This is a genomic window from Nostoc piscinale CENA21 (assembly GCF_001298445.1).
Lineage (GTDB): Bacteria > Cyanobacteriota > Cyanobacteriia > Cyanobacteriales > Nostocaceae > Nostoc_B > Nostoc_B piscinale_A.
Window position 1 is genome coordinate 7024648 of the sequence record NZ_CP012036.1, and the last position, 24272, is coordinate 7048919.

Consider the following 24272-nt stretch of genomic DNA (forward strand, 5'->3'; position numbering starts at 1 on the left):
TTCTGAATGGAAAGTGCTGAGTAAAAATACTAGACCCACTTTCATACTTGGCTATGAAATAAGTTTCATTGGTACTGCCTTCTGCCTCGCCCGAAAAGCTGTTAAATTTCATCGGGTAACTAGCCGATCGCAATTTTCCACAACCAAGCAAAAATTATGGCGGCGATCGCACCCATTAATGTATTTAAAATATTGACCAGTTCATTTGTTAGCCAAGTATATTTAGATTGCAGTGTGGCTCCAATGACACTTTCTAAATTGGTGGCAATGAACGCTGCAAAAATGCACCAAACAACCCCTAATAAGTCTATCAATCCTACTCCCCAGCCTACCAAGGCGATCGCGATCGATGCCACTACACCAGCTAAGGTTCCTTCTAAACTCACTGCGCCTTCTGTACCACGGGGGACAGGTTGGAGTGTGGTAATCAAAAAAGTCCTTTTACCATAAGCTTTCCCAACTTCGCTGGCGGATGTGTCAGATAGCTTAGTGCTAAAACTCGCTACGTAGCCCAACAACAGCAGAGACACAGGATTGGGAACTAAAGATTGGGTATCAGATATCAACCATCCTGAATTTATTACCCCTACACCCAAAGCACATAACGCCGCAGTTAAGGCTGAACCCCAGACGTTTTCCGGGCCTCTGGCACCAGAACGCTTTTCGGCTATACCTTGGGCTTCTTTCTGTGCCATTCCGATGCGCGTCACGCCTGAACCCACCAGGAAATAAAATCCCACTACTAGATATCCCTGCCAACCCAAAGTTCCCCAAACGATGACACCTAGTATCCCAGCATGAAATATACCTGCTGGGGTCAGCAGCTTTTTAGGAGCGATCGCAACTAAACCCAATAAAACGGCGTTTAATCCTACTCCCACTAACCAGGGATTCGCAGAGTCAAGTAAAGGTAACATTAGCAGTGAATCACAAGTGGTGTTGTCATTGCCAGCATACCAACAGAATAGCTAATTTTAAACCTGAGATGTTATCCCTCATTCTGTAATTCTAAAAGTGCATAGATTTTCTTACTTTTACTAGTAGCGAGAGAAAAAACAGGCAAGATTTTTAGCGAAAGAGGGGCTAGAGGCTAGAGGCTAGTAAATCACATTGAGGACTTACGCCCTACTCACCACTTTCTTGTTCCAGGCTGTAAATATCGCTAACAGCATATAAGTAACAGCAATATAAAACTGTGTTCCAATTAACCACAAACAAGTTTTCAGGGCATAAATTGTAGATAGCAACTACCAAAAATACCTGTTATGAATAAACCTATATTTCATTTGGCTTTTCCTGTGAGTGATATCCAACAGACAAAAGCCTATTATGTCGATGGTTTGGGCTGTATTCCAGGACGGGAAAACCCCCATGCTTTGATTCTCAATCTTTATGGTCATCAACTGGTAGCGCACACTACCAAAGAACCTCTTACAAGGCAACGGACGATATATCCTAGACACTTTGGGTTAATCTTTACTAAAGAAGGTGACTGGGAAAGTTTGTTAGAAACAGCACAAAAGCACCAACTGTTATTTCGAGAAGAAGCTAAAGATCGCTTTGTGGGTTCACCTTTAGAACATCGGACTTTCTTTTTAGAAGATCCTTTTTATAATTTGTTGGAGTTTAAATATTATCGCTACCCAGAGGCGATTTTTGGGAGTTATGAGGAGTATACCCAAATTGGCGATCGCGCTTAATTAGGACTTACCCATAAAAACTAAAATCCAGATTGGGTAAGGTTGTAAGCATCTAAAACCCTTACACCCTATACCCTTTCACCCCTAAACCCAGTCTCAACCGACAATTTCTGCGAGTAATTCCTAATGGGTTCCGCTAAGGCTGTGGCGACTGCGGCTAAACTCCTAGAATCGGTTAACATCCAAGGATGCGATGCTACTGGGATAATTACCTCTGTACCTATGGGCATTTGGGAACTGTTGGCTGGGACAATCATCAAATCATAAGGTGTCCAAATTGATGTAAAGTTCAACTGCTTCAAAATCACAGCATCCGAATTTAAATCCTTGAGGAAGTTACTGTGAGTACGCATTTGTTCACAACCAGGCCGCCAAGAACCATAAGCAACATAAGTTCCATTATGAGGTGATGAAATGGTAATCAACCGTTGCACACGCTCAATACCTCCCAGTCGTTGGACATAATAACGACTGACAATGCCGCCCATGCTGAAACCTATTATATCCAGTGCTTGCTCTGGCTCAAAGGTTGCGGCAATATAATCAGCTACTTGCTGCGCCAACACATCAAGACCAACTACGCCATTATTAGGTACTAAATTCACAGCATATACAGACCAACCTTTGTCTTGTAAGTAATTTCTCATTTTGCGGAATACTGCTTCTGTATCTCCAATCCCGTGTATTAATAAGACGGGGTTGTACTTTTGATTGGTGTTCATCGCCTAAATTTGCTTGTATTGGTCTGTCACAAATTTTGATTGGTCATATTACCATAACTGAGATATTATTTGCTATAAAAAAAATAATACTAATTGACAAATTGAATAGCAAATACTACCTAAGTTTATCAGATGCAAGAATTTGGAGCGAAGCCAGAAAGTGATCAATCAATTCAATACAAACAATTGTTAGCATCAAAAAAGATTCCGCTAGTTGTTAAGCTTCAACTCAGGGTAATCTATAAGAACTGAGGGAAATATTTTAGAAAATAATTGAACACGAATGCGATTGTATAAAAATGAAGATTGAGTGGTAAATTTTCTGGAAATTCTTTGAAAACGGTTGCGTTCTCCTTCAATAATACTTTGTTGATGGAAGTATTGTGCTTTAGCTTCTAAAGTAGATTGACCTTTACTGATTCTAATTCTTTCAATTCTATCATCAAAAAAATCTAAGCCATTCATCTCACTTTGATAAATTGGAAATTCACTCTTCACTGCTGCTAAAGCCATTGCATAAGTTGGGTGTTTATGCATTCCCAAAATATCAGCATAAATCGCTAATTCACCCCAAATTTTTAAAAAATTCAAGTTCGCGTCCTTCAGAGGCATTGATGACAAATAAAAACTCGTTGATGAATTTTAATTCTGGAGAATCAATATCAATACCTATTTTACGCGCCATTTTTTCGATAACATACTTTTTATGTTGAAGCTTAGGTGAGTTAGGATTTCTATTGAACTCTTCTTGAATGTGTTTTTGTAAATTTCCACAGCTACGAGCTGTTAAACCGGGAAGAAATTCTAGAGTTTTAGGAACTGAAGCACAAATTCTTACATCTGCGTCTAAATACATTACAGAGGGAGATATAGAAAGAGCCTGCCAAATGGCAAATCTTCTCTCGTGATAAGGCAATACTCCTCGATATGAATGCTTGACTGCCAGTACATTAAGATTTTTTTTTAAATATCTGAGGTCTATCACTATAAATAACAAAGGGAGAACCTGGAGCAAATTGCTCCAAATCTTGTGCAAGAAGTTTTGCCATCAGATTATATTTCTCACCGAAGGCAGATGTACAGAAACAGAGAGAACCGATGTTTTTGCTGATTTCAACCATAGTTTAACTATATTCATCTGATTAATTACGTTATAATGTATACATTATTTTAGGGTTTTGCATACAGTAAATATTCTGATAAAAAAATTGTAAAACTATTGAAATATAAAGTTTTTAGACTGAAATCATTAATTGTAAGACTCTGTATATCCCTCTAAATTGATACTTGAGTAAAAGTTTGTCATGAGTTAAAGCATTTCTCTATAAGAAATAACCTAAAAAGAATTCCGAAGTCGGTGGTCAAAATTTTTCAATTGAATTCTACAATGTTAATTTTTGTTAAGTAAACTTTCATAATCTTGCTTATGGTAACGGTAAAATTTAATAATGAGTCTTGATATATACAGGCTGCAAGTGCCTGCAAAATCAAGAACATTTGCTCTGTAGTCTTACGCCAGTGTTACTCAAACACTCAACTATCAAGCTAGTCAAAGTCATAGTATGGCGCAAAGAAATGTAGCATTAGGCTGCAATTTTTAACATTAAGGTCAGATTTACAGAAATATAGAAGGCAGGAGAAATTCTAATGTTCGGTTTTATCAAAAATTTAATCGCTGGGATTTTAGGATTCTTGACAGGTTTGCTCCGTGGCAAGAAAAAAAAATGGTGGCTACTACCTGCAATTAGATGAAAGTGGTGCAGAAGTCAAACCAGCACCCAAACCAGCAGAAGCACCCAAACCCGTAGCTACTTCCAACGGTACAAAAGCAACAGCAGCGCCTGAACCAGCCAAAAAATCTGCGGCTAAAGCAGTCAAAGCATCCCAAAATGGCAAAGCTGCACCTGCTGAACCAGCCAAAGCACCTGCACCAGTGGTGGCTGCGAAGAAAGAACCAGCTATAACTACATTTGCACCCAAATATTTAGCTCCTTCTGGTGCTTCTAATGGTCGTCGCCGTCCAGGAGCAAATATGAGTTCTTTCTTAGATATGGCAAGTCAAGTTAAAACTCCTAACCAAGCTTAGTGATTTAATTTTGACTGTCAGCGATCGCCAAGCATTTATTAAACACCAATCCGCTATACAACTGAAAAGCAGCATCCCAATTCGTCGGTTCTCGACGCATTAAATTGATATTGGGTGTGATATTGCTTAACATTTCCGTTTGATCTAGAATCGTCTCCGCAAAAGGTGTGAAATCTGACCAAAGCTTCACTTGTGGCAGATGCTGTTCTAGCCAGTTAATTACTTTATTCCAGTTAATTCTGATGGTATTTTGACTAGCTAGAGCAGCAATTTCTACACCTTGTTGAAAATCATAACTTTGATCAGACAGTCGCAGAATGCAACGCCGCCCAGGTAAATGTAAATCACAAAACTGAGCGTAATCTTGGGTTTGAGTTTTTCGCTCTAGCTTATGGCGAGCATTAGTATCGACAACTTCTTCAAAAATTGGTAATAGTCCCGCGACTCTAGCTTGCACTTCTGACCAATTAAAAGTTAGAGAACCCAGTTGATGAGTTTGGTTGCGACAAACAACCGTAGCTTGTGTACCAGATTCCGAAAAATATTCAACTTGATAAACTTGTATTTGTTGGACTGCACTGATTGTTGACCAAAAGCAAGGAATTCCCGCAGCTTGTAGCTGTTCACCATAGAATTTTAATTTTCCCACTTGGCCATAGCGATAGACTCTCCAACTGCGGCTGGGGAGAATTAGTCTGGCTGTATAGGTGTCTAGCTGCATAATTTGAGCAAATTGGGCTGCAACTGTTGACTTTTCTTGATTAGTCAAAGGCTCTAAAACAAGTATCCCTGGCTCATTACTGTTAGGTTCGGCTGTGGCTTTAGCAATGGCGCGTTGTCTTTGTTCTTGTTCAACTTCTTTGAGGCGTTGTAAACCTTGGCGTGCTTGCGAAACTATTTTCGAGTTAGTTGTACTCCGCAATAACTGACGATAAATTTTTTTCAGCGTCTTGTTGCTTATGAGATACTTCATAAAGTCTGGCAATATAAAATTGCACCCAAGGATTATCCGGTGATTCTTTGGACAACTGCTGGAGTAGTTTAGCAGCAGTGTGATAATCTTTACGGTCAAAAGCGATCGCAACTCGCTCAATCATAGTTTGTTTCCCTGCATCCCGCCTTGAGTTTTGGAAGCGGCTTATTATCATTTATACTTCACAGGCTGCGGTAACTAAGGATAAAGCAACGATGGGTGCAGTGATAGCGCGGAGAACTCGACGACCGAGGGATACAGCTTGAAAGCCAGAAGCGATCGCATTTGCAATTTCTGTTTCTGTCCATCCACCTTCGGGGCCTGTAGCAATAATTAGTTCGCTGTCGTTTGTCATTTGTCCTTTGTTTGGTAAGCAGTTGAGGAGGTGGGGATAGTTACCCCGCGCTTCACAGATATACTTATGACCATTGACTGTTGACAAAGCCTCCCTAAAAGCAACTGGTTCTAAAATTGTGGGGACAAAAGCGCGTTCCGATTGTTCAGCCGCTTCAGCTGCAATCCGCCGCCAACGTTCGAGTTTTTGCGGACTCGGATGAAGAAGAGTGCGATCGCTAATTACCGGGGCAATACAAGTTACACCAATTTCCGTACAGCAACGCACAACTTCATCAAAGCCACTGCCTTTGGGCAACGCAATCATTAGTGTAATTGTTATGGGCAATTCTGTAGTTACGGAAAGAGTTTCTAAAACCTGAGCTTGTTTTCCTGTTAGCTGGGTTAACCACCATTTACCCATTCCGTCCATTGCAATAAAGCGATCGCCCTCACGCAAACGCAAGACTCGCCCCAGATAATGTAGTTGTTGGGGTGTCAGTAAAATTTGGTCTTGTTGAAATTGAGCAGGTGCGATCGCGATTCGTTGTAGTTGAGCCATGCTATTTGTTTGTGAACAGAGAAAACAAGCAACAATCTGTGTAATTTATTATTGACGCTAAACTTTTCCCTGAAAAGCAACTAACAATAATTAGACAATCCCTGCACCGGATGCAGCCTTCAACTTTATTTGCTTGATTTCCACCTTCAGTCCATTTTCAGGACGTAATGTAATTGAAGGCTGAGGCACAATGGGGTATCCTGGCACTAAATCTATTTGGAAGCTTTGAGCAATAGTCGCTAATAATAAAGCCGCTTCCATCTGCGCGAAACCTTTACCAATACAAATTCTCGGCCCATCACCAAAAGGAATATACACTCCTTTGGGCAGTTGTTTTTCTAACTCTTCTGTCCAACGTTCGGGTTGAAAAGCTTCAGCATTTTCAAAATATTTTGGATGACGGTGCATTACCCATTGGCTAATCATAATTGATGTACCTTGGGGAATTTCGTAATCGCCAATTTGTGTATCTACTGCGGCTTCTCGTCCCATCAAAGATACGGGAGGATATAACCGCATTGATTCTTTGATGACTTGCTGGGTATAAACTAACTTGCCTAAATTTTCTAATGTTGGTAACTTTCCTTGCAATACTTGATCAAGTTCTGACTGTAATTTTTGCCGGACTTCAGGATTTTGTGCCAAAAGCATCCATGTCCAAGATAAAGTATTGGCTGTAGTTTCGTGACCTGCCAACATTAACGTAGCGACTTCATCCCGCAGTAATTTATCATCCATTTGTTGACCTGTTTGTTCATCTTTTGCTTCCATTAACATCGTCAACAAATCATGAGTTTTTTCTTGGCTATGGCGACGCTCTTGAATCAGTTTGTCAATCGCTTCGTTCATCTGGGTAATAGCACGACGATAATTGATGTTTTCTGGTCTGGGAAACCACTCCCACACCAGAAAATTCTGCTTCCGCTTACTCTCAAACCAGTGCATTGCAATATCAAGTGCATTAGCTACAACCTTGGCTTCACCTGCATCCACCTCAGCACTAAATATGCACTTCATGACAATTTCTAACGTCAACTGCATCATATCTGCATGAATATCACGAGTTTCGCCATCACGCCAGGTTTGTAACATTTGGTTGGCATACTCCACCATAATTTGGCTATATCCATTAATTCGTTTTTGGTGAAATACTGGTTGAGCGAGACGACGTTGCCACAACCAAGATTCTCCTTCTGCTGTTAATAAACCTTCTCCTAAAAGAGTTTTTAAACTACGTAAACCTCGACTTTTAATAAAATCTTGACGATTTTTGAGAACTTCTTCGATGTAGTCAGGATTAGTTACTAAACACGCAGGTGTTAACCCCAACTGCAAAGGAACAATATCACCATAATCACGACAGCGACTGAGAAACCCTAATGGGTCTTGTCCCAGTTCTAGTAAATGACCAACAATAGAATTAACTGGTGGTGCTGATAACTCAAATACATCTTTAGACATAAAACATCTCTGGTAGTTTGTATCTCTTCAAGAAGATTAGTGCAGTTAATGTATAAAAATCCTCCTGAAAAAGATAGATTTAACTATATCTCTAAACCAAAAAATCTCTCACTTCTGAGAAGTCTAAAATCTTATTGTTCTCAGCATATTTCTTCACACTACATCACACATACCGAGGCACGAGTAATTCCTGATTTGTTATGATTTTTGCGAGTGTTTAAGGAGGCAGGAGACAGAATGTCTGCCTTTTTTGTCTAGTAGGGTGCGCTAATAACTACCAAAGCCAAAATCCAGTGAAACAATATCACCAATCAAGTTGAGCGATGACTAGTTTATTGATGAATTGGGTTAGCACCCTGAAAATAAATTCGCTCTTATTAGTTCTGTCAACATTGTTACCAATATTGGGAATTAATACATCAGCAAAAGCAGCAGAACGAGTTTATCTTTCATATTCAGTTTTAGAGTTTTCTGTTTCTGTGACTGCTTTAGAAAATTATGCCAAAAAAGGTATTATTGATGATGAATTAGCAATTTATCAGCAATATATTCCTCCACAACAGTTTCAAGAATTACGAAGTATTTTAATTACCCCTGTAAAATCTAGTCCGGCGGTAGTGTCACAATTTCTTTCGACACCACAAGGAGAATTTTTACTCCGCCGTTTTACCGAAGTTATTCAAAATAAATCGCCGCAAACGCAACCAATATTAGATGAAATGCGTTCGGCGTTAATTCTCGCAGTTGCAGAATCAGAAGGATTAACGTTATTAAATCTGTTACGCAAATATCCGGCTAACAGTATTCGGATTGATTTAGGGCGTAGTTTTAAAATCGCCACAGAACTAGAAAATTTAGTTCAAGCCACTAATCAAGCGATCGCCACAGTTACAAAAAAAATCTAATCTAGAAGCTATTACAATCCCCAAGCCGAGTAACTTCTCACAATTACCCGATTTGCAAAAACCGGGAAGCTTAAAGTCACAAAAGTATACATTAAATTATTTTGACTCCGCCCGTAACCGTACATTATTAACTAATATTTATCTTCCTAATCTTTTAACTCCTGCACCAGTAATTGTAATTTCGCATGGTTTGGGTACAGATAGTAGTAATTTTCAATATTTAGCTACTCATTTAGCTTCTTATGGGTTTGCGGTAGTTGTTCCCAATCATCCAGGGAGTGATCCAAAACAACTGCGATCGCAACTTCCAGAACAAGCTACGCAATTAGTCACCGCCGATGAATTTCAAAACCGACCTTTAGATATTAAATATATCTTGAATCAGCTAGAAAAAAGTGACAAATCTGATGCTCGATTTAAAGGTAAACTCAACTTACAACAAGTAGGCGTTATTGGTCATTCTTTAGGTGGTTATACAGCCCTGGCTTTAGCAGGTGCGAAAATTAATTTTACCCAACTCAAACAAGATTGTACAACTGAGGCACTGCGCCAAACCTGGAATATGTCTTTATTATTTCAGTGTCGCGCCCTGGAACTGCCAAACCAATCTGTTAATGACAATTTACAAGATAATAGGGTAAAAGCTGCGATCGCTATTAACCCAATTACCAGTTCTATTTTTGGCAAAACTGGTTTAAGCCAAATCAAAACACCAGTAATGATTGTTGCTAGTAGCAATGATACAGTGGCACCAGCTTTGTTTGAGCAAATTTTACCTTTTTCTTGGTTAACCAATTCTCAAAAATATCTTGTCACTCTTATCGGTGGAACTCATTTTTCGACTATTGGTGATGGAAACCCCGCATCTGGACAAATAGCATTACCTACTGATGTAGTTGGCGATGTTTTACAAGCGCGGCGTTACATTAATGCTTTCAGTGTGCCGTTTTTTCAGACTTATATTGCAAAAAAGCCACATTATATCTCTTATCTCCATCCTGCTTACGCCCAAAAAAATTTCTAGTCTCACTTTGGGTTTAAATTTGGTTCAGTCTCTCAGTCCGTTTGAATTATCTCAAGTTATTAGTGCGGAATTTGATAACACTAAACGCTTAAAAAAAAAACTACCTTATTCCATAGCCCATTTTGGGTTTTGGTTGTTAAATATTGGCGTGTCGTTACTATATGTGATGATTTTTTGGTGACAATAATATCATGATGAAAAACACCCGATTTATTCAGAAGTCGGGTGTTTTGTAGTTAATTTGTGCTAGTTAAGCCGGAATAAATTTCAACGACACACCATTCATACAATAACGCTGACCTGTAGGCGCAGGGCCATCAGGAAATACATGGCCTAGATGTCCACCACAACGACGACAATGAACTTCTATGCGGGTCATAAATAATGAACGATCCACAGTAGTAGCGATCGCACCTTCAATTGGTTGAAAGAAACTTGGCCAGCCAGTACCACTATTAAACTTGGTATCAGATTTAAACAGTGGTAAGTCACAAGCTGCACACACATAAGTACCCTGTGCATACTCTTTATCAAGGGGACTGGTAAAAGCACGTTCAGTTCCATGTTTACGCAAAACACGAAACTGTTCTGGTGTTAAAATACTGCGCCATTCATCTTCAGATTTGGTAACTTCAAACTCAGTATTAGAACTTGCCACGATTTCTGTCCTCGGATTAATAAACTGGGATAATAAGGCTGCACCTGTTAATACGGCGCTTGCCTCTAAAAAATAACGTTTTTTTCATATATCTATTATGAGTTTTTGCTGAATTACATTTCAAGATAACTAGCTATTTCTCATTCTCAGTCACACAAGCTGGCTTTTTCACTGTAATCATACTTCTACGCAAAATCTTACAGCAGATTCAGAGTTTAGGCAGTACAGTGTCAAAATATTAAGTGTAAACTTTGCCCAAAAACGCAATTATGCCTAAAGCAGTTTGGAACGGTGCAACTTTAGCCGAAAGTGACAATACTATAGTTGTGGAAGGTAATCATTATTTTCCTCCCGACGCAATTAATAAGCAGTATTTCCAAGACAGTAGCACCCACACCACTTGTCCCTGGAAAGGTGTTGCTAGTTACTACAGCATCGCAGTTGATGGACAGGTGAATCAAGACGCTGCTTGGTACTATCCCAGTGCCAAGGAAAAAGCTAAAAATATTGAAGGTTACGTCGCTTTCTGGAAAGGCGTAAAAGTCGAAGCTTAATTTGAGATGCTTCCGGCTTATTTGCTGAGACTAGATGATTTACAGAGTTTCAGTGAATAAGCCTTTTTTGTGATGAATCATTGTGTTCTGTGTTCAGATTATTTCATTTTCTGGCTCAACCAGATCAAAATTGACTTTGTTATATAAATCTTGTAGGGAAATCTCAAAGGGTACAGATGCAAATGCGATCGCCTGATCTTCTTCATCATACTCACGCAGGTTCCATTGTTTTTTCCCAATCTTAGAAAACTGCTCTACATGAACTCGATATTGGTCAATTAAAGAGATATTCTTGAAATGTGGGCATTGTGCGATACGCCGCAAACTTATCCTCATAATCATAATTTTTCGTAGATTTTGATAGCACTTCTACAATAATTTGCGGATTAGTAATAATATCTTGGCGATTGTTAAAAAATTCCGGTTCACCTGCGATAATCATCACATCTGAGTATGTATAAATCCGTTTTTGTGATATCCACAAACAGACATCGCCCACAAATACTTCATAATTTTGTTGTCTAAATGCAAAATTTAACGCCGAACCAAGGTTCAGTGATATTCGAGCGTGATTAACTGTTCCACCTCCCATTGGAATTATTTGTCCATCAATATATTCACTTTTATATTCAGCCTCTTCCTCTAACTGTAAATATTCCTCTGGGGTGTAGTATTGCTGTTGTGTAACTTGCATAGCTTTTACCCATATCTATTCAACAGTTGAACTTGGTTATCTAACAAAAAAGGTGCGTTCTACCATTGCAGAAACACACCTTCAATACTCTGCGTTTAAATTTTAATATCCAGAGTCCGCACTAAAAACGCCCATTTATCCGCCGCTTCCTCAATGATTTTAGTAGTTGGTTTACCTGCGCCATGTCCCGCTTTTGTCTCAATTCTAATTAATACTGGTGCATCACCTTGATGGGTTGCTTGCAAAGCCGCCGCAAATTTGAAACTATGGGCAGGTACAACGCGATCGTCGTGATCTGCGGTAGTAATTAAAGTGGCAGGATAAGCTGTCTTTGGTTTGAGATTATGCAAGGGTGAATAAGCATAAAGTGTTTTGAAATCTTCAGGATTATCGGGTGAACCATATTCTTTAGTCCAAGCCCAGCCGATAGTAAATTTATGGAAGCGCAACATATCCATAACACCAACGGCTGGTAAAGCTGCACCAAATAAATCAGGGCGCTGTGTCATGCAAGCGCCCACCAATAAACCACCATTACTACCACCTGCGATCGCTAGTTTGGCAGGTTTTGTATACTTATTCGCAATTAGCCACTCAGCCGCCGCAATAAAATCATCAAACACATTTTGTTTTTTCTCTTTCATCCCGGCTTGATGCCATTCTTCGCCATATTCGCCACCACCACGTAGATTTGGCATAGCATAAACACCACCCATTTCCATCCACACCACCATACTTACAGAAAAAGTTGGTGTTAAAGAGATATTAAAGCCACCATAGGCATAAAGATAAGTGGGATTATTTCCATCTAATTTAATGCCTTTTTTGTGAGTAATAAACATCGGCACCTTTGTGCCATCTTTACTGTGATAAAAGACTTGTTTTGTTTCATAATCATCAGGATTAAAGCCGACTTTCGGTTGGCGAAACAGTTGACTTTTACCTGTTACCATATCGTAGCGATAAATTGTGCCTGGGGTAGTAAAACTTGTGAAACTATAAAAAGTTTCCGTATCATGACGTTTACCACCAAAACCACCAACTGAACCAACTCCAGGTAATTCTACCTCGCGGACAAATGCACCTTTTAGGTCAAAGATTTTGATTTGCGATCGCGCATCTTGTAAATAATCAGCCACAAACTGATTATTGAGGATATTGACACTTTCTAAAGTGGCTGCACTTTGGGGAATAATTTCTTGCCATGCGGATTTATCGGGTTTACTAATATCAATAGCAATCACCCTCCCCCGTGGCGCATTTAAATCTGTGCGAAAATAAAAAACACTATCTTCATTATCAATAAAGCTATAATCTGCTTCAAACTCGCTAATTAATTCCACAACTTCCGCTTCGGGATTAGTTAAATCTTTATAAAATACCAAATTGCGCGAGTCAGTTCCCAGCCACACAGAAATAATTAAAAAGCGTCCATCTTCTGTGACACCACCACCAAATCCCCATTCTTTTTGGTCAGGACGTTGATAAATTAAAATGTCTTCTGATTGGGGTGTACCTAATTTGTGATAATAAAGCTTTTGATAATAGTTAACATCTTCTAACTGAGTTTTAGAATTTGGTTCATCATAACGACTGTAAAAAAAGCCTTGGTTGTCAGTTGTCCAAGATGCACCAGAAAATTTAATCCACTTCAAATGGTCGGCTAAATCTTTACCTGTGGCTACATCACGGACTTTCCATTCTTGCCAATCCGAACCAGAAGTTGCCAGACCATAAGCTAAAAGTTTACCATCATCGCTAATCGATAATCCTGATAAAGCAACCGTTCCATCCGCAGAAAGTTTATTTGGATCAAGTAAAACTTGCGGTTCGTCATCAAGCTTTTTTAAGGTGTATAATATGCTTTGATTTTGCAGTCCGTTATTTTTGAAATAAAAATAGCGTTCGGTGGAACCGTCTCGCAAAGATTCGCCTTCTTTAAATGGGATACCGTACTTTTCATAATCCCAAAGTTTAGTTAAGCGTTGTTTAATTTTGTCACGAGCCGGAATTTCACCTAAAAAGTCAAAAGTAATCTTATTTTGAGCGTCAATCCAAGCTTTCGTTTCTTCAGAATCAGAATTTTCTAACCAACGGTAAGGATCTGCAACTACAGTTCCGTGGTAGTTATCCACTTGTTCGCTTTTGTGGGTAGCTGGATAAGTAATCTGTTTTGCTGTTGACATAGTTGGGGATACCATTCTTCTCTGTACATGGTAATCAGATTTCTCCAGCTTGTGGTAGCCAGCTAAAGCTACAGGTGCAATTCCAGGATGCACACTCAAGTAGCATACTAAAACTATGGTCAAAAAAGTCACACAAAAGCGTACAATCCTGGCAAGCAATTTCATCATAGAAATAGTAGAGTCAGAACAAAGCTACATCTAGTAAAAACAGTATGACTTACACTCCACCCAGGCTACTTAGCTTCGAGGAATTTATTAACCAATATGGTGACAATACACGTTACGAACTCATTGACGGAGAATTACGAGATATGGAACCTACAGGCCCCCATGAAGCCGTTGCAGGTAGTATTGCGGGTAGAATCTATGTCGAAGTTTTTCACTCCAAGTTAAACTGGCTAGTGCCGAAAACTTGTCTAATTAAACCTTTGGCGGTAGCTACAGCCTTGTGTCCTGATGTGATTGTCTTAGATTAAGTAGAACTAAGCAAAGAACCACTTTGGCAGAAAGAGCCTATTATTTGTAACGGCATTACGATTAAACTTGTCGCTGAAGTGGTCAGTACAAATTGGCAAGATGATTATGCCCGAAAAGTAGAAGAATATGCTTTGCTGAACATTCCTGAATATTGGATTGTAGACTCATTTCCTCCTTTCAGAATTGGTACAAATGGAAGTAATGATGGTAAATTTTGTTGAAAAGGAATATTCACATCAAATTCCCACAAATTAATCACGCGGTAATCTTGAGTTGCTGTTAATCCGGCAACATTGGATTCAAATCTCGTGGTTATTTCCACATCGCTTGTCTGTAAGATATTAATTAGCACTGGGTAAGTTGGTAATTGATATTTTTCTTCTGCCAGTGCTGCATAGGAACGTACTCGTCGAGGCATTTTAGAACTGTAGCGTAATTGCAGTTCATTTAATACGATAAATTCTCCATATTCAGGACTGGTAACACAGATTAATACATCACTTTCTCTACTTATCCATTGAAATTCTCCCGATAAAATTTCCTTGGCTTTGATATTAGGAATCTCTGTCACCCATCGTACCCAATTGTCTGGTGCTAGGCTAATTAGTTTTTTGTGCTGATATCTGCGGGTTTTGACATTTCTGAAGATGCACTTTTGTCTGGAAATTTATCATAATCTGATGTGGTAAAAATAGAAATGAACTTTCTCCGCACCCTCAACCGTTACTACTCACCAATTTTTCTCCCTTCAACATCCTGACAGCAGCTTCGAGTAAAGCCTCTTCGAGATAAGGCTTAGTGAAGTAGCCACTAGCACCAAGTTGAATTGCCATTTGTCGGTGTTTGTCAGCACCGCGTGAGGTCAGCATAGCGATAGGTAAATGATTCAGGCTGGAATCTTTTTGAATGCGTGATAGTAACTCCAGTCCGTCGCAACGGGGCATTTCAATATCACAGAATACGATATCGCAAGGTAGCCCAGAGCGCAGTTTATCCCAAGCTTCTTGACCATCACGGGCTTGTTCAACGCGATAGCCTGCTTTATTAAAGGTCAAAGATAACAATTCTCGAACTGTAATTGAGTCGTCAACAATGAGTACAGTCGGATCAATTTTCTCCGCCGGAGTTTCTGTAACGGTAGGCGGAACTTTTTGCTGCCAAGAAGTACCACCAGCATTTTTAGATATCCGTCCTTGGAAGATGTCGATAATTTCCAACACGTCAGCAATTGGCATAATTCGACCATCACCGAGAACCGTAGCACCTGCGACACCGATGGGTTTCGGTGCTGGCCCTTCAAATTGCTTAATTACAATTTCTTGTTCGCTGAGTACCAAGTCAATTTGTAAAGCAATTAACGTATTGCCCGATCGCACCACCACCACCGAAACTGTATCATCATCCCTTGTACCACCGTAAACATTACCGCGACTCAACTGGCGATTAAAAGATAACAGTTCTTTCAACGGACGGAAGGGTAAGACTGTATCACGCCAAGAAATAAATGCTTGGCCATCAGCATTATGTTGAATATTCTTAGCGGGGATATCTAAAGTATCTTCCACTCCATCCATCGGGAAGGCAATTCGCGCTTTATCTGATACGCAACACAGGGCTTTACAAATACTTAATGTCAGTGGGAGGCGAATCGTGAATGTTGTACCTTTACCAATGGCGGAATCTGTATTCACCGTCCCGCGAATTTCACTAATCTCGGAACGCACCACATCCATCCCTACGCCACGGCCAGAAATTTCATCGGCTTTATCTTTTATACTAAAGCCCGGTTGGAAGAGCAAATCATAAACTTCCATCCGCGAGATGCTTTTGGCTTGTTCTTTGGTAATCATCCCGACTCTTACAGCCTTAGCTTTGACTTTTTCTGAGTCGATACCTGCACCGTCATCACCCACAGAAATGACGGTTTGGTTTCCTTGGTGGAAGGCGCGAATGGTAATTTCGCCCACTGGTGGTTTACCCGCAGCTTGGCGTTCTTCGGGAGTTTCAATCCCATGCGCGATCGCATTATTCAACATGTGGGTTAGCGGATCGGTGAGATGATCTAAAATCATCTTGTCAATTAAAGTATCGCCACCTTCAATCACCAACTCTATTTGTTTGCCGCATTTAATGGCGTTATCTCTGACACCACGCCGCAAACGGTCAACCGCCTGAGAAAATGGCACCATGCGGGCACGGGTTAAACCTTCTTGCAATTGCGTTGTGACTTGACGGAATTGTCTGGCGACACGTTCAGTTTCTTCGGTTACAAAGTCGATGTCACTCGCTGACTCCCGCACTCGTACAATCAATTCAATCATTTCCTGAGACAATGTGTGGAACGGCGTAAACCGATCCATTTCTAATTCGCTGAAACCTCGATCAGTATCATGTTCTGAAGATGGAATTTGGGCTTCTCGTTTGTTGCGGCTGGCTAAGAGAGAAGCTTCTAGGAGCGATCGCTCATACAATTCTTGCATTCTCGCGCCCACATCTGACAACTGCTGCACTTGAATCAACAAGTTATCTAGTGACTGTCGCAACCGTTCATGATCCTGTTCTAAGGTGTTGCGATTCACAACCAATTCCCCAACTAAATTACTCATATCATCCAGTTGTTTGACTGGCACTTTCATTGTTTCTTCAAATCTGGCATTCCGCCGCGTTGTTTGACGGGGCGCTTTACCAGTGTTGGATTTAGTTGGTGATGTGTGGGCTATGGTGTTATCTGCTTCCGCGAGGAGTTTTTCTAAATCACTAAATTCATCTTCTAATTTTGGCGGTGTTGGTGTTTCGTTGGCAGAATTATGACCAGTTGTGGCGGGAAATTCTTGAATAGTAGTGTGATGAATTTCTGGCGCAGGTGATTGAGGGGTTTGCTGGTTACCCCCTAATAATGCTTCTAAAGCTGCAAAATCATCAGAGGCGATCGCTGCATCATGACTCGGTAATTCTTCACCCAATAATGCTTCTAAATCTGCAAAATCCTCTTCTGCTGCTGATTCTTGATTAGTATTTTCTGGAGTTGCAATTGTTTCTGCTGCTAGTCGTTCAACTATTGGTGTATCTACTACAGTTTCAATAATTTCTAATAACAATTCTGGCGACTCTGTTGTTTCTCTTAATACATCAACAGCGACTGTTTCATTAATATTTTCATAAACTTCTAGTTTTAATCCTACCTCGGCATTATTGGCAGGTGGCATTTCCTTGCTAGAAAATAAATCAAAATTATTGTTAACTGTTGGTTCTGTTGTCTCTGTTTGCGGATTAGCAGTAACTAAGAAATCATCTAGTAAATTTTCAAAGTTTGGCAGTTGGGAAAATTCAATAATTTCTGTTTCCGCTAGTAATCGGTCTAAATCTGGATCTAATTCACTAATATCTGTAGCTAATAGTTCATCTAATAAACTCAAGTCTGCATCTTGATTAACTACTGATTCTTGGGCAGATATCTCAGTAGTTTCCCTAAGACTCATATCGCCAAACAAATCAAAATCTGGATTATCGGAACTATCTAATTGAATATAAGTACCATGAATTTTTGCTTCTAAAGTATCTAAAGTAATTGCTTCATTATCTGTCGTTATATCTAAATCAGCAAAAAGATTTAATTCTTCTAATTCACCAAAACTTTGGGCATCAACCGCCTCTGATTCTGGTGGTTTTTCTGTAAATTCTGGTTTTACATCTAATGCCTCTGGTTCTTGGGAAAAATTGCGAATTTCTGACGATGATCCAGGGCGATCACTCACAGCAGGCGGCTTGATATCTCCAAATAAATCATCCTCTTGATCAACATCAAAATCTAAATCTGACTGGAGAAAAGTTAGCTCAAACTCATCTCTGTAATCGACAATATTTGCCGAACTCGTATCTGAAAAATCAGCAAAAATTTCCCCAGAAGCTGCCGCCGCAAATAAACTTTCTTCTAAAGCTTTAGCGACATCTTCTTCTAAACCATCTTCAAATTCTGACGGTGTATCTGCTTCCGTTGGAGAATTCCAAAAGTTATGCAAATCATCTTCTGTCTGGGATACATTTGTTGTGGCAGATGGACTCTCAAATAAATCCCCAATGCCTGATTCTGCTGTGGGTATGAGGGTATTTTCTGCCCCTTCCGCAAATAAACCATCTAAAGATAAAGCATCTGGTTCGGAATTTGATAACTGAATTTCTGGATGATTAGTATTTATTTCTACCTTTTCGAGGAATAATTCATCTAAAATATCTTGCTGGGTCGCAGATAATTCAGTATTTGGATGAGCTGGATTTGTTGGTTGAGTAACTTCTTGCGTAGTGGGGCGTTGCGACTCATCTCCAGTTAGGGCTAATAATTCATCTACATCTGAGTTACTAACATTGCTAGAATCTGGCTGAGTTTCTGGTGCTGTAGTTGATGCTGAAGGCTCTTTTTCTAAGAAATTATCACCAAATAATAATCCCAGGTCTTCGGTAGTGTCGAGATTACTGCTTGATGAGTCAGCCGAGTTATGATCTAAAGACAGAAAATCAGCTAAATCACTATCATGATCTGCTGTTGGATCTTCAGTAATATCGATTTCTAAATCACTGATGGGATTAATTTCCAGAATTTCTTCTTGTTGCCAAGTTTCATCTAATTCTGGTGTTTCTCCTTCAAATAAATCAGCCAAAGTATTTAATTCGGCTAATCCCACCTCTGGGCCATGATGATCAATTCGCGCTACAGTCAATGATTCATCTTCGCCATCACTAAACAGCAAATTAGCCCCATTGTCATCAGGAGGATTAATTGCTGCTTGATTTTGATTCAGCTGTTCATTCAAATCCGTCAAGCTGATAACACTATCTGTTGGTTGGACAGTAGCAATCAGTGAAACTTCCTCATCAGTAGCGGTGTTAATAATTGGTGTTTCTGTCTCTGTCGACTCTGGATTTTCCAATAAATCAAAGTTTAAAGAGAAAGACTCCAGTTCGGGAAAACTCAGCAGTGCTTCTAATTGCTGACTAATAGTAATTTCAGCATCTCTCCCTTGCAGAACTAATTCCTGAGCTTGTTTAATCTCAGTAATCACAATTTTTGCTAAGGTCAGATAAGTATTTTCGCTATTACAAATCGCATTAGCCGCAGCTTGACATAAACTAGACCAGTTAGGTAAATTCCATCTCTGTCCGAGTTTCTCTAACTGGCTACAGCACTGCTGAAGATTTTGCCGTGATTCTGGTGTTGCTTGTTGCTTAAACAGTTGCAACATCTGTCGGAGGGATTGCAGCACCTGGTTTTGGAATTCGCTCCAAGTATTCTCCGGTGCGGGTAGTGCTGGTGTGGAAACTTGGGTGTCTTCTGTCGCTGCTGCAATATCCTCGCGCCGGAAAATCTCGGTCAGCGTACTGACAGTTTCGATATGGGCTGCTTGGATGATGGTATGACTATTCTCGGCTGCATCACCTTTTTGTACCAATAAGTCTAAATGTTCATTTAGCCATTTAAATACAGGTTCAGCTTCCGACATCAAATGATTGGCCGCTTCTTCGGAAAGTCCGTAAGGGCCACTTAAATGTTCTAATAAAGCTCTCAGAGTATCAGCTACACCCAAAAACAAAGACTCTAACTTTTCATCAACCCGCACCGGATGTTCTTTGAGAACTTTAAAGCAATCTTCCAGACGGTGAGATGTATGCTGGATACTGGTTAGACCCAGCATCGCTGCGCCACCTTTAATAGAATGGGCTGCCCGAAAAACTTCATTGATCATTTCCGGGTCGTTCAAGGTACTTTGCAGATTTAGCAACCCCTGTTCAATGGTGTTCAGGTGGTCTCGCGCTTCTTCGATAAAGTAACCTAAAATCCGCTGTTGTTGTTCCGGCAGCATAGTCACAAGTTAAAAGGTAAAAGTTAAAAGGTAAAAGAAAAGGCAAGGGCAAATTGAAAGGTAAAAGACAAAGCACAAAAGTAGACATTTCTTTTTACTTTTGCCTTTTTACTTTTGCCTTTTTACTTCGATTCCAAGGTATCCACGCGGAAACGCTCAACGGAAGCGATTAAGTCACGAGACACACCCACTAAGTTTTGGAGTGCGCCCGAAACTCGTTGTGCTTCTTGGGAGGTTTCTTGGGCTGTGAGTTCTACTGACTGCATAACTTGAGCGACAGCACGGGAAGTTTCTGTCTGTTCTACGGTGTCGCTGGTAATTGAGCGCACAAGAATATCAATGCGATTTGCTACTTGAATAATATTTTCGAGCGATCGCTTGGCTTCTTCTGCCAGTTTTGTGCCTTTAATTACCTGTTGTGTGCCTTCTTCCATTGCGGTCATTACTGAGCCAGTTTCACTTTGGATTTGCATCACAATCTGCTCAATTTCTTTCAAAGATTTTGCCGATTTATCTGCCAACTGGCGGACTTCATCAGCCACAATTGCAAATCCTCTTCCAGCTTCCCCTGCCCTAGCTGCCTCAATACTGGCGTTGAGTGCCAGTAAGTTGGTGCGGGAGGCAATTTGGGAAATTAACGCCACAATCTTAGAAATTTCTTGGGAAGATTCAGCTAAACGTTTCACTTTCCGGGTGGTTTCCGCTACAGTTTCCCGAATTTCTAAAATCCCCGCTACTGTGTTTTCTACCGCTTCCCCACCTTTGAGCGCGATGCTACTAGCATCACGGGCAACGGCTTCAGCTTCTCGCGCCGCTTCTGCCACCCGTTGAATTGAGTCGGTCATCACCTGCACAGAATTTAAGGTGACAGCTAACTCTTCCGCTTGGCGCAAAGCGTCACTCGATAAGGCACGGGCAAAAGTTTCAGAATTGGTCGCACCTTTGGTTACTTCCCGCGCGGCGACTTTTACCTGTTGGACGATATCACGCAAGTTTTGAATTGTCAGGTTAAAGGCATCAGCCACGGCTCCGAGTACATCGGCTGTCACCTCCGCTTGCACTGTCAAGTCACCTCTGGCTGCCCCTTCTACATCGTCCAGCAACCGAATTACTTGCCGTTGGAGGTTTTCTTTGGCTTCTTCTTGTTCATCGGCTTTGCGTTGGGCTTCATTGGTAGTTGTGAAAATTACCCGCGCCATTTCGTTAAAGCCAGTAGCCAATAAACCTAATTCATCTTCGGAATATACGGTGGCTTGGACATTGAGATTGCCTTGACGGACGGCATCAAACTGACTTTGTAAATCCTTGGTAGTGCGGCGAATTTGCTTCAGGGTGAGATTGCTCATAAAAGCAGCCGTGGCAAACCCCGAAATTCCAGCCGCCAAGGACATTGCCCAGCCAGTGTTACGAATGGATGTTCGCTGTTGGGGTGGGGAAAAAGAAGTCGCTCCAAAGCTGACCACAGCCACCACCATTGCTGAGAAAATTCCCACAGTCCCAGCTACTAAAAAAGGCTTCATATCTAAAGAAGCATTTTCTAGGGGAGCTAACCAGCCTTGCTCCACACTAGCTACTGGCTCTAATTTTGACACATCAGTTTGCGTAAATATCGGGACAGCTTCTTGCGATCCAGTAATGGTGAATAGTTCTTCATCGCGATCGCTACTGCCATTATTCGGGATAGGTTCATTGAATTTACTACGGGGACTGTTGTTGGTTTCTAATGGCCCAGACAGTACCACATCCCCAAAGCTCATATCCGAATCTGCTAAGTCAAACCCTGGAATATTACCACCAAGGTCGTCAAATTCGTCAAAGTCATCTAAAAATTCAATATTACTTTTAGAATTTTCACTACTGAGCATACTGTTAGTATCCTCAGTGGTTCTAAATTCATCTGAACCAAAGGCAGACTCAAAGGCTTCAAAATCAAAATTATCATCACCATCAAACGAGTTGGTGTCTAAAGTTGTGCCAGCTTTTAAAGGAGGGTTTTGCAAAGAAAAATCGTCGTTAACAGATGAGTTGGTATTTGTAGAATTATCAGGAAATTCTATTTTTTCTAACCAATTACTTGGTTGGGCGGCAAAGACATTATCTTGATTGGTTCTTATGTCCACATTCGGGATATCTTCTGGCGATTTTGGTAAAGTTTCATCCAGAATACCCATCTTCGCGTCTAAACTTGCCATGCTTGGCTCAGAAAAATTTTCTGTGGAGACAACATCCTCAGAAGTATCTAAAATGTCACTTGTGAGTAAATTATCTGGCGCAAACGGAGAATCAATACTGTTGCTATCAAAGGGTGAACTGGCTGAAGTTCCGTTTGTCCCACTATCAAAGGGGTTATTTGTTATGCTGTCATTATCTACACTGATGACAGATATGTCTTCTTGCCAAAAAGGTGGTAAATCTAAAGAAATTTCTTCTTCTTGTCTGTGACTGAGTTCGGCAATCTGGTCATCTGGACTGACAGCAAAAGGATCATCCATCAAAACAGGTGGCTCTTCCACCGTTTTGTGCATGATAATGCTGTCTGTGGGAATATCAAACGGATTCGATGATGATTGAGGTTCTGCCAAGCTATCGAAATTCAAACTTTGGCTGTCTAAATTAGCAAACGCGCCTAAGTCTTGTAAGTCTGATGTATCCATTTCTGCGGGGTCAGAAATACCTGTCAGACCAGTCAGACTGATTGATTCATCAATTTCACTCGGAATAGCTTGTTCTTCCAGTGGTTGTAAATATTGATTGATATTCTCTAGACCATTTTTGGCAAAACTGATGATTTCGGGATCATCAGTCAACTGTAATACTTTTTGATATTCGGTTTTAGCAACATCGTACTGCTGCAAAACATAGTAGACGTGACCCCTTAATAAATGGCAGTTAGGGTCATCTGGTACATTTTGCACTACCTGATCAACCAAGGTAGCAGCGAATTCATAGTCTTGTTCCGCATAGGCTGTACAAGCCTGCTGATATGTTTCTAGATAATCATCTATTGTTGCTGCCATTTGCTCCCTCCCAATATCATCCTGCCCACCTTGCACTCCGCACAATTGCCGTTTGATCAAGTAATCTTAGACACTGATTGCTTTTAGCACCTAATGACCACTCGCCACGTAAAAAGGGAGCCATCGTATCTGGTAGATTTGTTGGTGGCATCAGATTTTGTACATCTAGCCAATCCATACCGCCGACTTCTTCGACTGCTAAACCGACTATTGTTTCCTGCTCCTCAATGGCAATTACTGGAATTTCTGCTCTATCGGTATTTAGCGCAGTTCCTTCGCCCAGAAATTGACCCAAATCTGCCACCCAAATTACTCGACCTCGTAAATTTAGAGTACCCAAAAGTAAAGGAGAAGCATTAGGAATTGGCGTAATTCTATCAGGGCTTAATTCTAAAACTTCTCGAATACCAGTAGCTGGTAGGGCAAACTCCTGATGCGAGGGAATATAAAAACGCAAATGTAACTCACCTTCAGGACTTTCTACTTGTAATTCTGGGCGGAAGTGGTCTTGACCAGTGCCACCTAAAAAGTCCGGTTTGCTCACCATATAATTTTCATCCTTATCCTCGCAGGAGTTGTTTGACTGTTCCTACCAACTCTGTTGGTTGAAACGGTTTGGCGATATACGCATCTGCCCCCTGTTTCATTCCCCAGTAGCGGTCAAATTCTTCGCCTTTAGAAGAACACATAACTACAGGGACATTTTGAGTTTTTGGGTCAGATTTTAACCGCCGACACACTTCGTAGCCGTTCATCCGTGGCATGACAATATCCAATACCACCAAGTCTGGCGGAGCGGTTTGAATGGCCTCCAACGCTTCTACTCCGTCACTGGCATAAGTAACTGTTAAACCAGTGGCTTTCAGGAGGTCAATAATCATCTCCCTCTGTGCGAGACTGTCTTCCACAATCAGAACTGTACTCATAAATGTTTATCTACCTCCTGATGTAGACGTTCCTTTTTGGAACATTCCCTGACTCCCCGTTAAAATTACTTGTATAAATTTATGCTATTATTTCACTAATTGACTAGATAATAATTTGGCATGGGGTTAGTTGATTCTG

The 24272-nt window shown here is 40.6% G+C and carries 18 protein-coding genes and 5 pseudogenes; 7 read left to right on the top strand and 16 right to left on the bottom strand.

The window, feature by feature from the left end; translation table 11 throughout:
* Nucleotides 1-119 precede the first annotated feature (119 nt).
* Nucleotides 120-917, bottom strand: a complete 798-nt coding sequence (locus ACX27_RS30230; RefSeq protein WP_062297970.1) for a TIGR00297 family protein — start codon at nucleotides 915-917, stop codon at nucleotides 120-122.
* A gap of 348 nt (nucleotides 918-1265) precedes the next feature.
* On the opposite strand from ACX27_RS30230, the gene ACX27_RS30235 reads away from it, so the two are divergent.
* Nucleotides 1266-1700 (top strand): VOC family protein, encoded by a 435-nt coding sequence (locus ACX27_RS30235; protein WP_062297972.1) that lies wholly within the window; start codon nucleotides 1266-1268, stop codon nucleotides 1698-1700.
* A 68-nt stretch (nucleotides 1701-1768) separates the two neighbouring features.
* Here ACX27_RS30235 and ACX27_RS30240 read toward each other — a convergent pair whose 3' ends face one another.
* The 4 genes from ACX27_RS30240 to ACX27_RS33105 form a co-directional block, all read right to left on the bottom strand.
* On the bottom strand, nucleotides 1769-2422 hold the full coding sequence (locus ACX27_RS30240; RefSeq protein ID WP_062297974.1) for an esterase/lipase family protein: 654 nt from the start codon (nucleotides 2420-2422) through the stop codon (nucleotides 1769-1771).
* 210 nt (nucleotides 2423-2632) lie between these two features.
* Nucleotides 2633-3013, bottom strand: coding sequence for a hypothetical protein (locus tag ACX27_RS33095; RefSeq protein WP_200929886.1), 381 nt, complete (start codon nucleotides 3011-3013; stop codon nucleotides 2633-2635).
* Nucleotides 2988-3338 (bottom strand): hypothetical protein, encoded by a 351-nt coding sequence (locus tag ACX27_RS33100; RefSeq protein ID WP_200929887.1) that lies wholly within the window; start codon nucleotides 3336-3338, stop codon nucleotides 2988-2990. The genes ACX27_RS33095 and ACX27_RS33100 overlap by 26 nt, the downstream gene beginning before the upstream one ends.
* 34 nt (nucleotides 3339-3372) lie before the next feature.
* Nucleotides 3373-3543 (bottom strand): hypothetical protein, encoded by a 171-nt coding sequence (locus ACX27_RS33105; RefSeq protein WP_200929888.1) that lies wholly within the window; start codon nucleotides 3541-3543, stop codon nucleotides 3373-3375.
* Between the two features lie 526 nt (nucleotides 3544-4069).
* On the opposite strand from ACX27_RS33105, the pseudogene ACX27_RS30250 reads away from it, so the two are divergent.
* A pseudogene (locus ACX27_RS30250) lies at nucleotides 4070-4508 on the top strand (hypothetical protein).
* Nucleotides 4509-4512: 4 nt separating this feature from the next.
* Here the strand turns inward: ACX27_RS30250 and ACX27_RS30255 are convergent.
* From ACX27_RS30255 to ACX27_RS30265, 3 genes and pseudogenes are all read right to left on the bottom strand, one after another.
* Nucleotides 4513-5605 (bottom strand): annotated as a pseudogene (locus ACX27_RS30255) (tetratricopeptide repeat protein).
* Between the two features lie 51 nt (nucleotides 5606-5656).
* Nucleotides 5657-6376 (bottom strand): 16S rRNA (uracil(1498)-N(3))-methyltransferase, encoded by a 720-nt coding sequence (locus ACX27_RS30260; RefSeq protein WP_062297975.1) that lies wholly within the window; start codon nucleotides 6374-6376, stop codon nucleotides 5657-5659.
* A gap of 90 nt (nucleotides 6377-6466) precedes the next feature.
* Nucleotides 6467-7837 carry a cytochrome P450 gene (locus ACX27_RS30265; protein ID WP_062297977.1) on the bottom strand — a complete coding sequence of 457 codons (1371 nt, stop codon included), beginning with the start codon at nucleotides 7835-7837 and terminating at the stop codon, nucleotides 6467-6469.
* Nucleotides 7838-8160: 323 nt separating this feature from the next.
* Between ACX27_RS30265 and ACX27_RS35935 the strand changes: the two genes are divergently transcribed.
* From ACX27_RS35935 to ACX27_RS35945, 3 genes are read left to right on the top strand one after another with little or no spacing between them, the layout of a single operon-like run.
* Nucleotides 8161-8742, top strand: a complete 582-nt coding sequence (locus ACX27_RS35935; protein WP_418006542.1) for an alpha/beta hydrolase — start codon at nucleotides 8161-8163, stop codon at nucleotides 8740-8742.
* A 52-nt stretch (nucleotides 8743-8794) separates the two neighbouring features.
* Nucleotides 8795-9766, top strand: coding sequence for an alpha/beta hydrolase family protein (locus ACX27_RS35940; RefSeq protein ID WP_418006544.1), 972 nt, complete (start codon nucleotides 8795-8797; stop codon nucleotides 9764-9766).
* Nucleotides 9767-9785: 19 nt separating this feature from the next.
* Entirely contained in the window at nucleotides 9786-9947 is a 162-nt protein-coding gene (locus ACX27_RS35945; protein ID WP_418006546.1) for a hypothetical protein, read from the top strand.
* A 69-nt stretch (nucleotides 9948-10016) separates the two neighbouring features.
* Here the strand turns inward: ACX27_RS35945 and msrB are convergent, their stop codons facing one another.
* Complete coding sequence (gene msrB, locus ACX27_RS30275) at nucleotides 10017-10445, bottom strand: peptide-methionine (R)-S-oxide reductase MsrB (protein ID WP_235526704.1); 429 nt, start codon at nucleotides 10443-10445, stop codon at nucleotides 10017-10019.
* Between the two features lie 248 nt (nucleotides 10446-10693).
* Between msrB and ACX27_RS30280 the strand changes: the two genes are divergently transcribed.
* A complete protein-coding gene (locus ACX27_RS30280; RefSeq protein WP_062297981.1) occupies nucleotides 10694-10978 on the top strand; it encodes a DUF427 domain-containing protein in 285 nt (94 codons plus the stop codon).
* Between the two features lie 93 nt (nucleotides 10979-11071).
* Here ACX27_RS30280 and ACX27_RS30285 read toward each other — a convergent pair.
* Together ACX27_RS30285 and ACX27_RS30290 are read right to left on the bottom strand one after the other, a co-directional pair.
* A pseudogene (locus ACX27_RS30285) lies at nucleotides 11072-11672 on the bottom strand (Uma2 family endonuclease).
* 95 nt (nucleotides 11673-11767) lie between these two features.
* On the bottom strand, nucleotides 11768-13858 hold the full coding sequence (locus ACX27_RS30290) for a prolyl oligopeptidase family serine peptidase (protein ID WP_062298658.1): 2091 nt from the start codon (nucleotides 13856-13858) through the stop codon (nucleotides 11768-11770).
* Nucleotides 13859-14070: 212 nt separating this feature from the next.
* Between ACX27_RS30290 and ACX27_RS30295 the strand changes: the two are divergent.
* Nucleotides 14071-14499: pseudogene (locus tag ACX27_RS30295) on the top strand (Uma2 family endonuclease); the annotation flags it as partial.
* Here the strand turns inward: ACX27_RS30295 and ACX27_RS30300 are convergent.
* The 5 genes and pseudogenes from ACX27_RS30300 to ACX27_RS30320 form a co-directional block, all read right to left on the bottom strand.
* Nucleotides 14487-14974, bottom strand: a pseudogene (locus ACX27_RS30300) (Rpn family recombination-promoting nuclease/putative transposase); the annotation flags it as partial. The pseudogenes ACX27_RS30295 and ACX27_RS30300 overlap by 13 nt on opposite strands.
* Before the next feature lie 77 nt (nucleotides 14975-15051).
* Nucleotides 15052-20190, bottom strand: a complete 5139-nt coding sequence (locus ACX27_RS30305; RefSeq protein WP_062297983.1) for a hybrid sensor histidine kinase/response regulator — start codon at nucleotides 20188-20190, stop codon at nucleotides 15052-15054.
* Between the two features lie 122 nt (nucleotides 20191-20312).
* Entirely contained in the window at nucleotides 20313-23207 is a 2895-nt protein-coding gene (locus ACX27_RS30310; protein ID WP_062297984.1) for a methyl-accepting chemotaxis protein, read from the bottom strand.
* 16 nt (nucleotides 23208-23223) lie between these two features.
* Nucleotides 23224-23754 carry a chemotaxis protein CheW gene (locus ACX27_RS30315; protein WP_062297986.1) on the bottom strand — a complete coding sequence of 177 codons (531 nt, stop codon included), beginning with the start codon at nucleotides 23752-23754 and terminating at the stop codon, nucleotides 23224-23226.
* Nucleotides 23755-23767: 13 nt separating this feature from the next.
* The gene (locus tag ACX27_RS30320) at nucleotides 23768-24133 is read right to left on the bottom strand and encodes a response regulator transcription factor (RefSeq protein WP_062297988.1); all 366 of its coding nucleotides are present in this window, start codon (nucleotides 24131-24133) and stop codon (nucleotides 23768-23770) included.
* Nucleotides 24134-24272: the final 139 nt, after the last annotated feature.

Coding starts and splice junctions, on each gene's coding strand:
- ACX27_RS30260 (WP_062297975.1), bottom strand. CDS start 6,376: ATGGCTCAACTACAACGAATCGCGATCGCACCTGCTCAATTTCAACAA.
- ACX27_RS30305 (WP_062297983.1), bottom strand. CDS start 20,190: ATGCTGCCGGAACAACAACAGCGGATTTTAGGTTACTTTATCGAAGAA.
- ACX27_RS33105 (WP_200929888.1), bottom strand. CDS start 3,543: ATGGTTGAAATCAGCAAAAACATCGGTTCTCTCTGTTTCTGTACATCT.
- ACX27_RS30230 (WP_062297970.1), bottom strand. CDS start 917: ATGTTACCTTTACTTGACTCTGCGAATCCCTGGTTAGTGGGAGTAGGA.
- ACX27_RS30280 (WP_062297981.1), top strand. CDS start 10,694: ATGCCTAAAGCAGTTTGGAACGGTGCAACTTTAGCCGAAAGTGACAAT.
- ACX27_RS30310 (WP_062297984.1), bottom strand. CDS start 23,207: ATGGCAGCAACAATAGATGATTATCTAGAAACATATCAGCAGGCTTGT.
- ACX27_RS30265 (WP_062297977.1), bottom strand. CDS start 7,837: ATGTCTAAAGATGTATTTGAGTTATCAGCACCACCAGTTAATTCTATT.
- ACX27_RS30315 (WP_062297986.1), bottom strand. CDS start 23,754: ATGGTGAGCAAACCGGACTTTTTAGGTGGCACTGGTCAAGACCACTTC.
- ACX27_RS30320 (WP_062297988.1), bottom strand. CDS start 24,133: ATGAGTACAGTTCTGATTGTGGAAGACAGTCTCGCACAGAGGGAGATG.
- ACX27_RS30290 (WP_062298658.1), bottom strand. CDS start 13,858: ATGTCAACAGCAAAACAGATTACTTATCCAGCTACCCACAAAAGCGAA.
- ACX27_RS30240 (WP_062297974.1), bottom strand. CDS start 2,422: ATGAACACCAATCAAAAGTACAACCCCGTCTTATTAATACACGGGATT.
- ACX27_RS30235 (WP_062297972.1), top strand. CDS start 1,266: ATGAATAAACCTATATTTCATTTGGCTTTTCCTGTGAGTGATATCCAA.
- ACX27_RS35935 (WP_418006542.1), top strand. CDS start 8,161: ATGACTAGTTTATTGATGAATTGGGTTAGCACCCTGAAAATAAATTCG.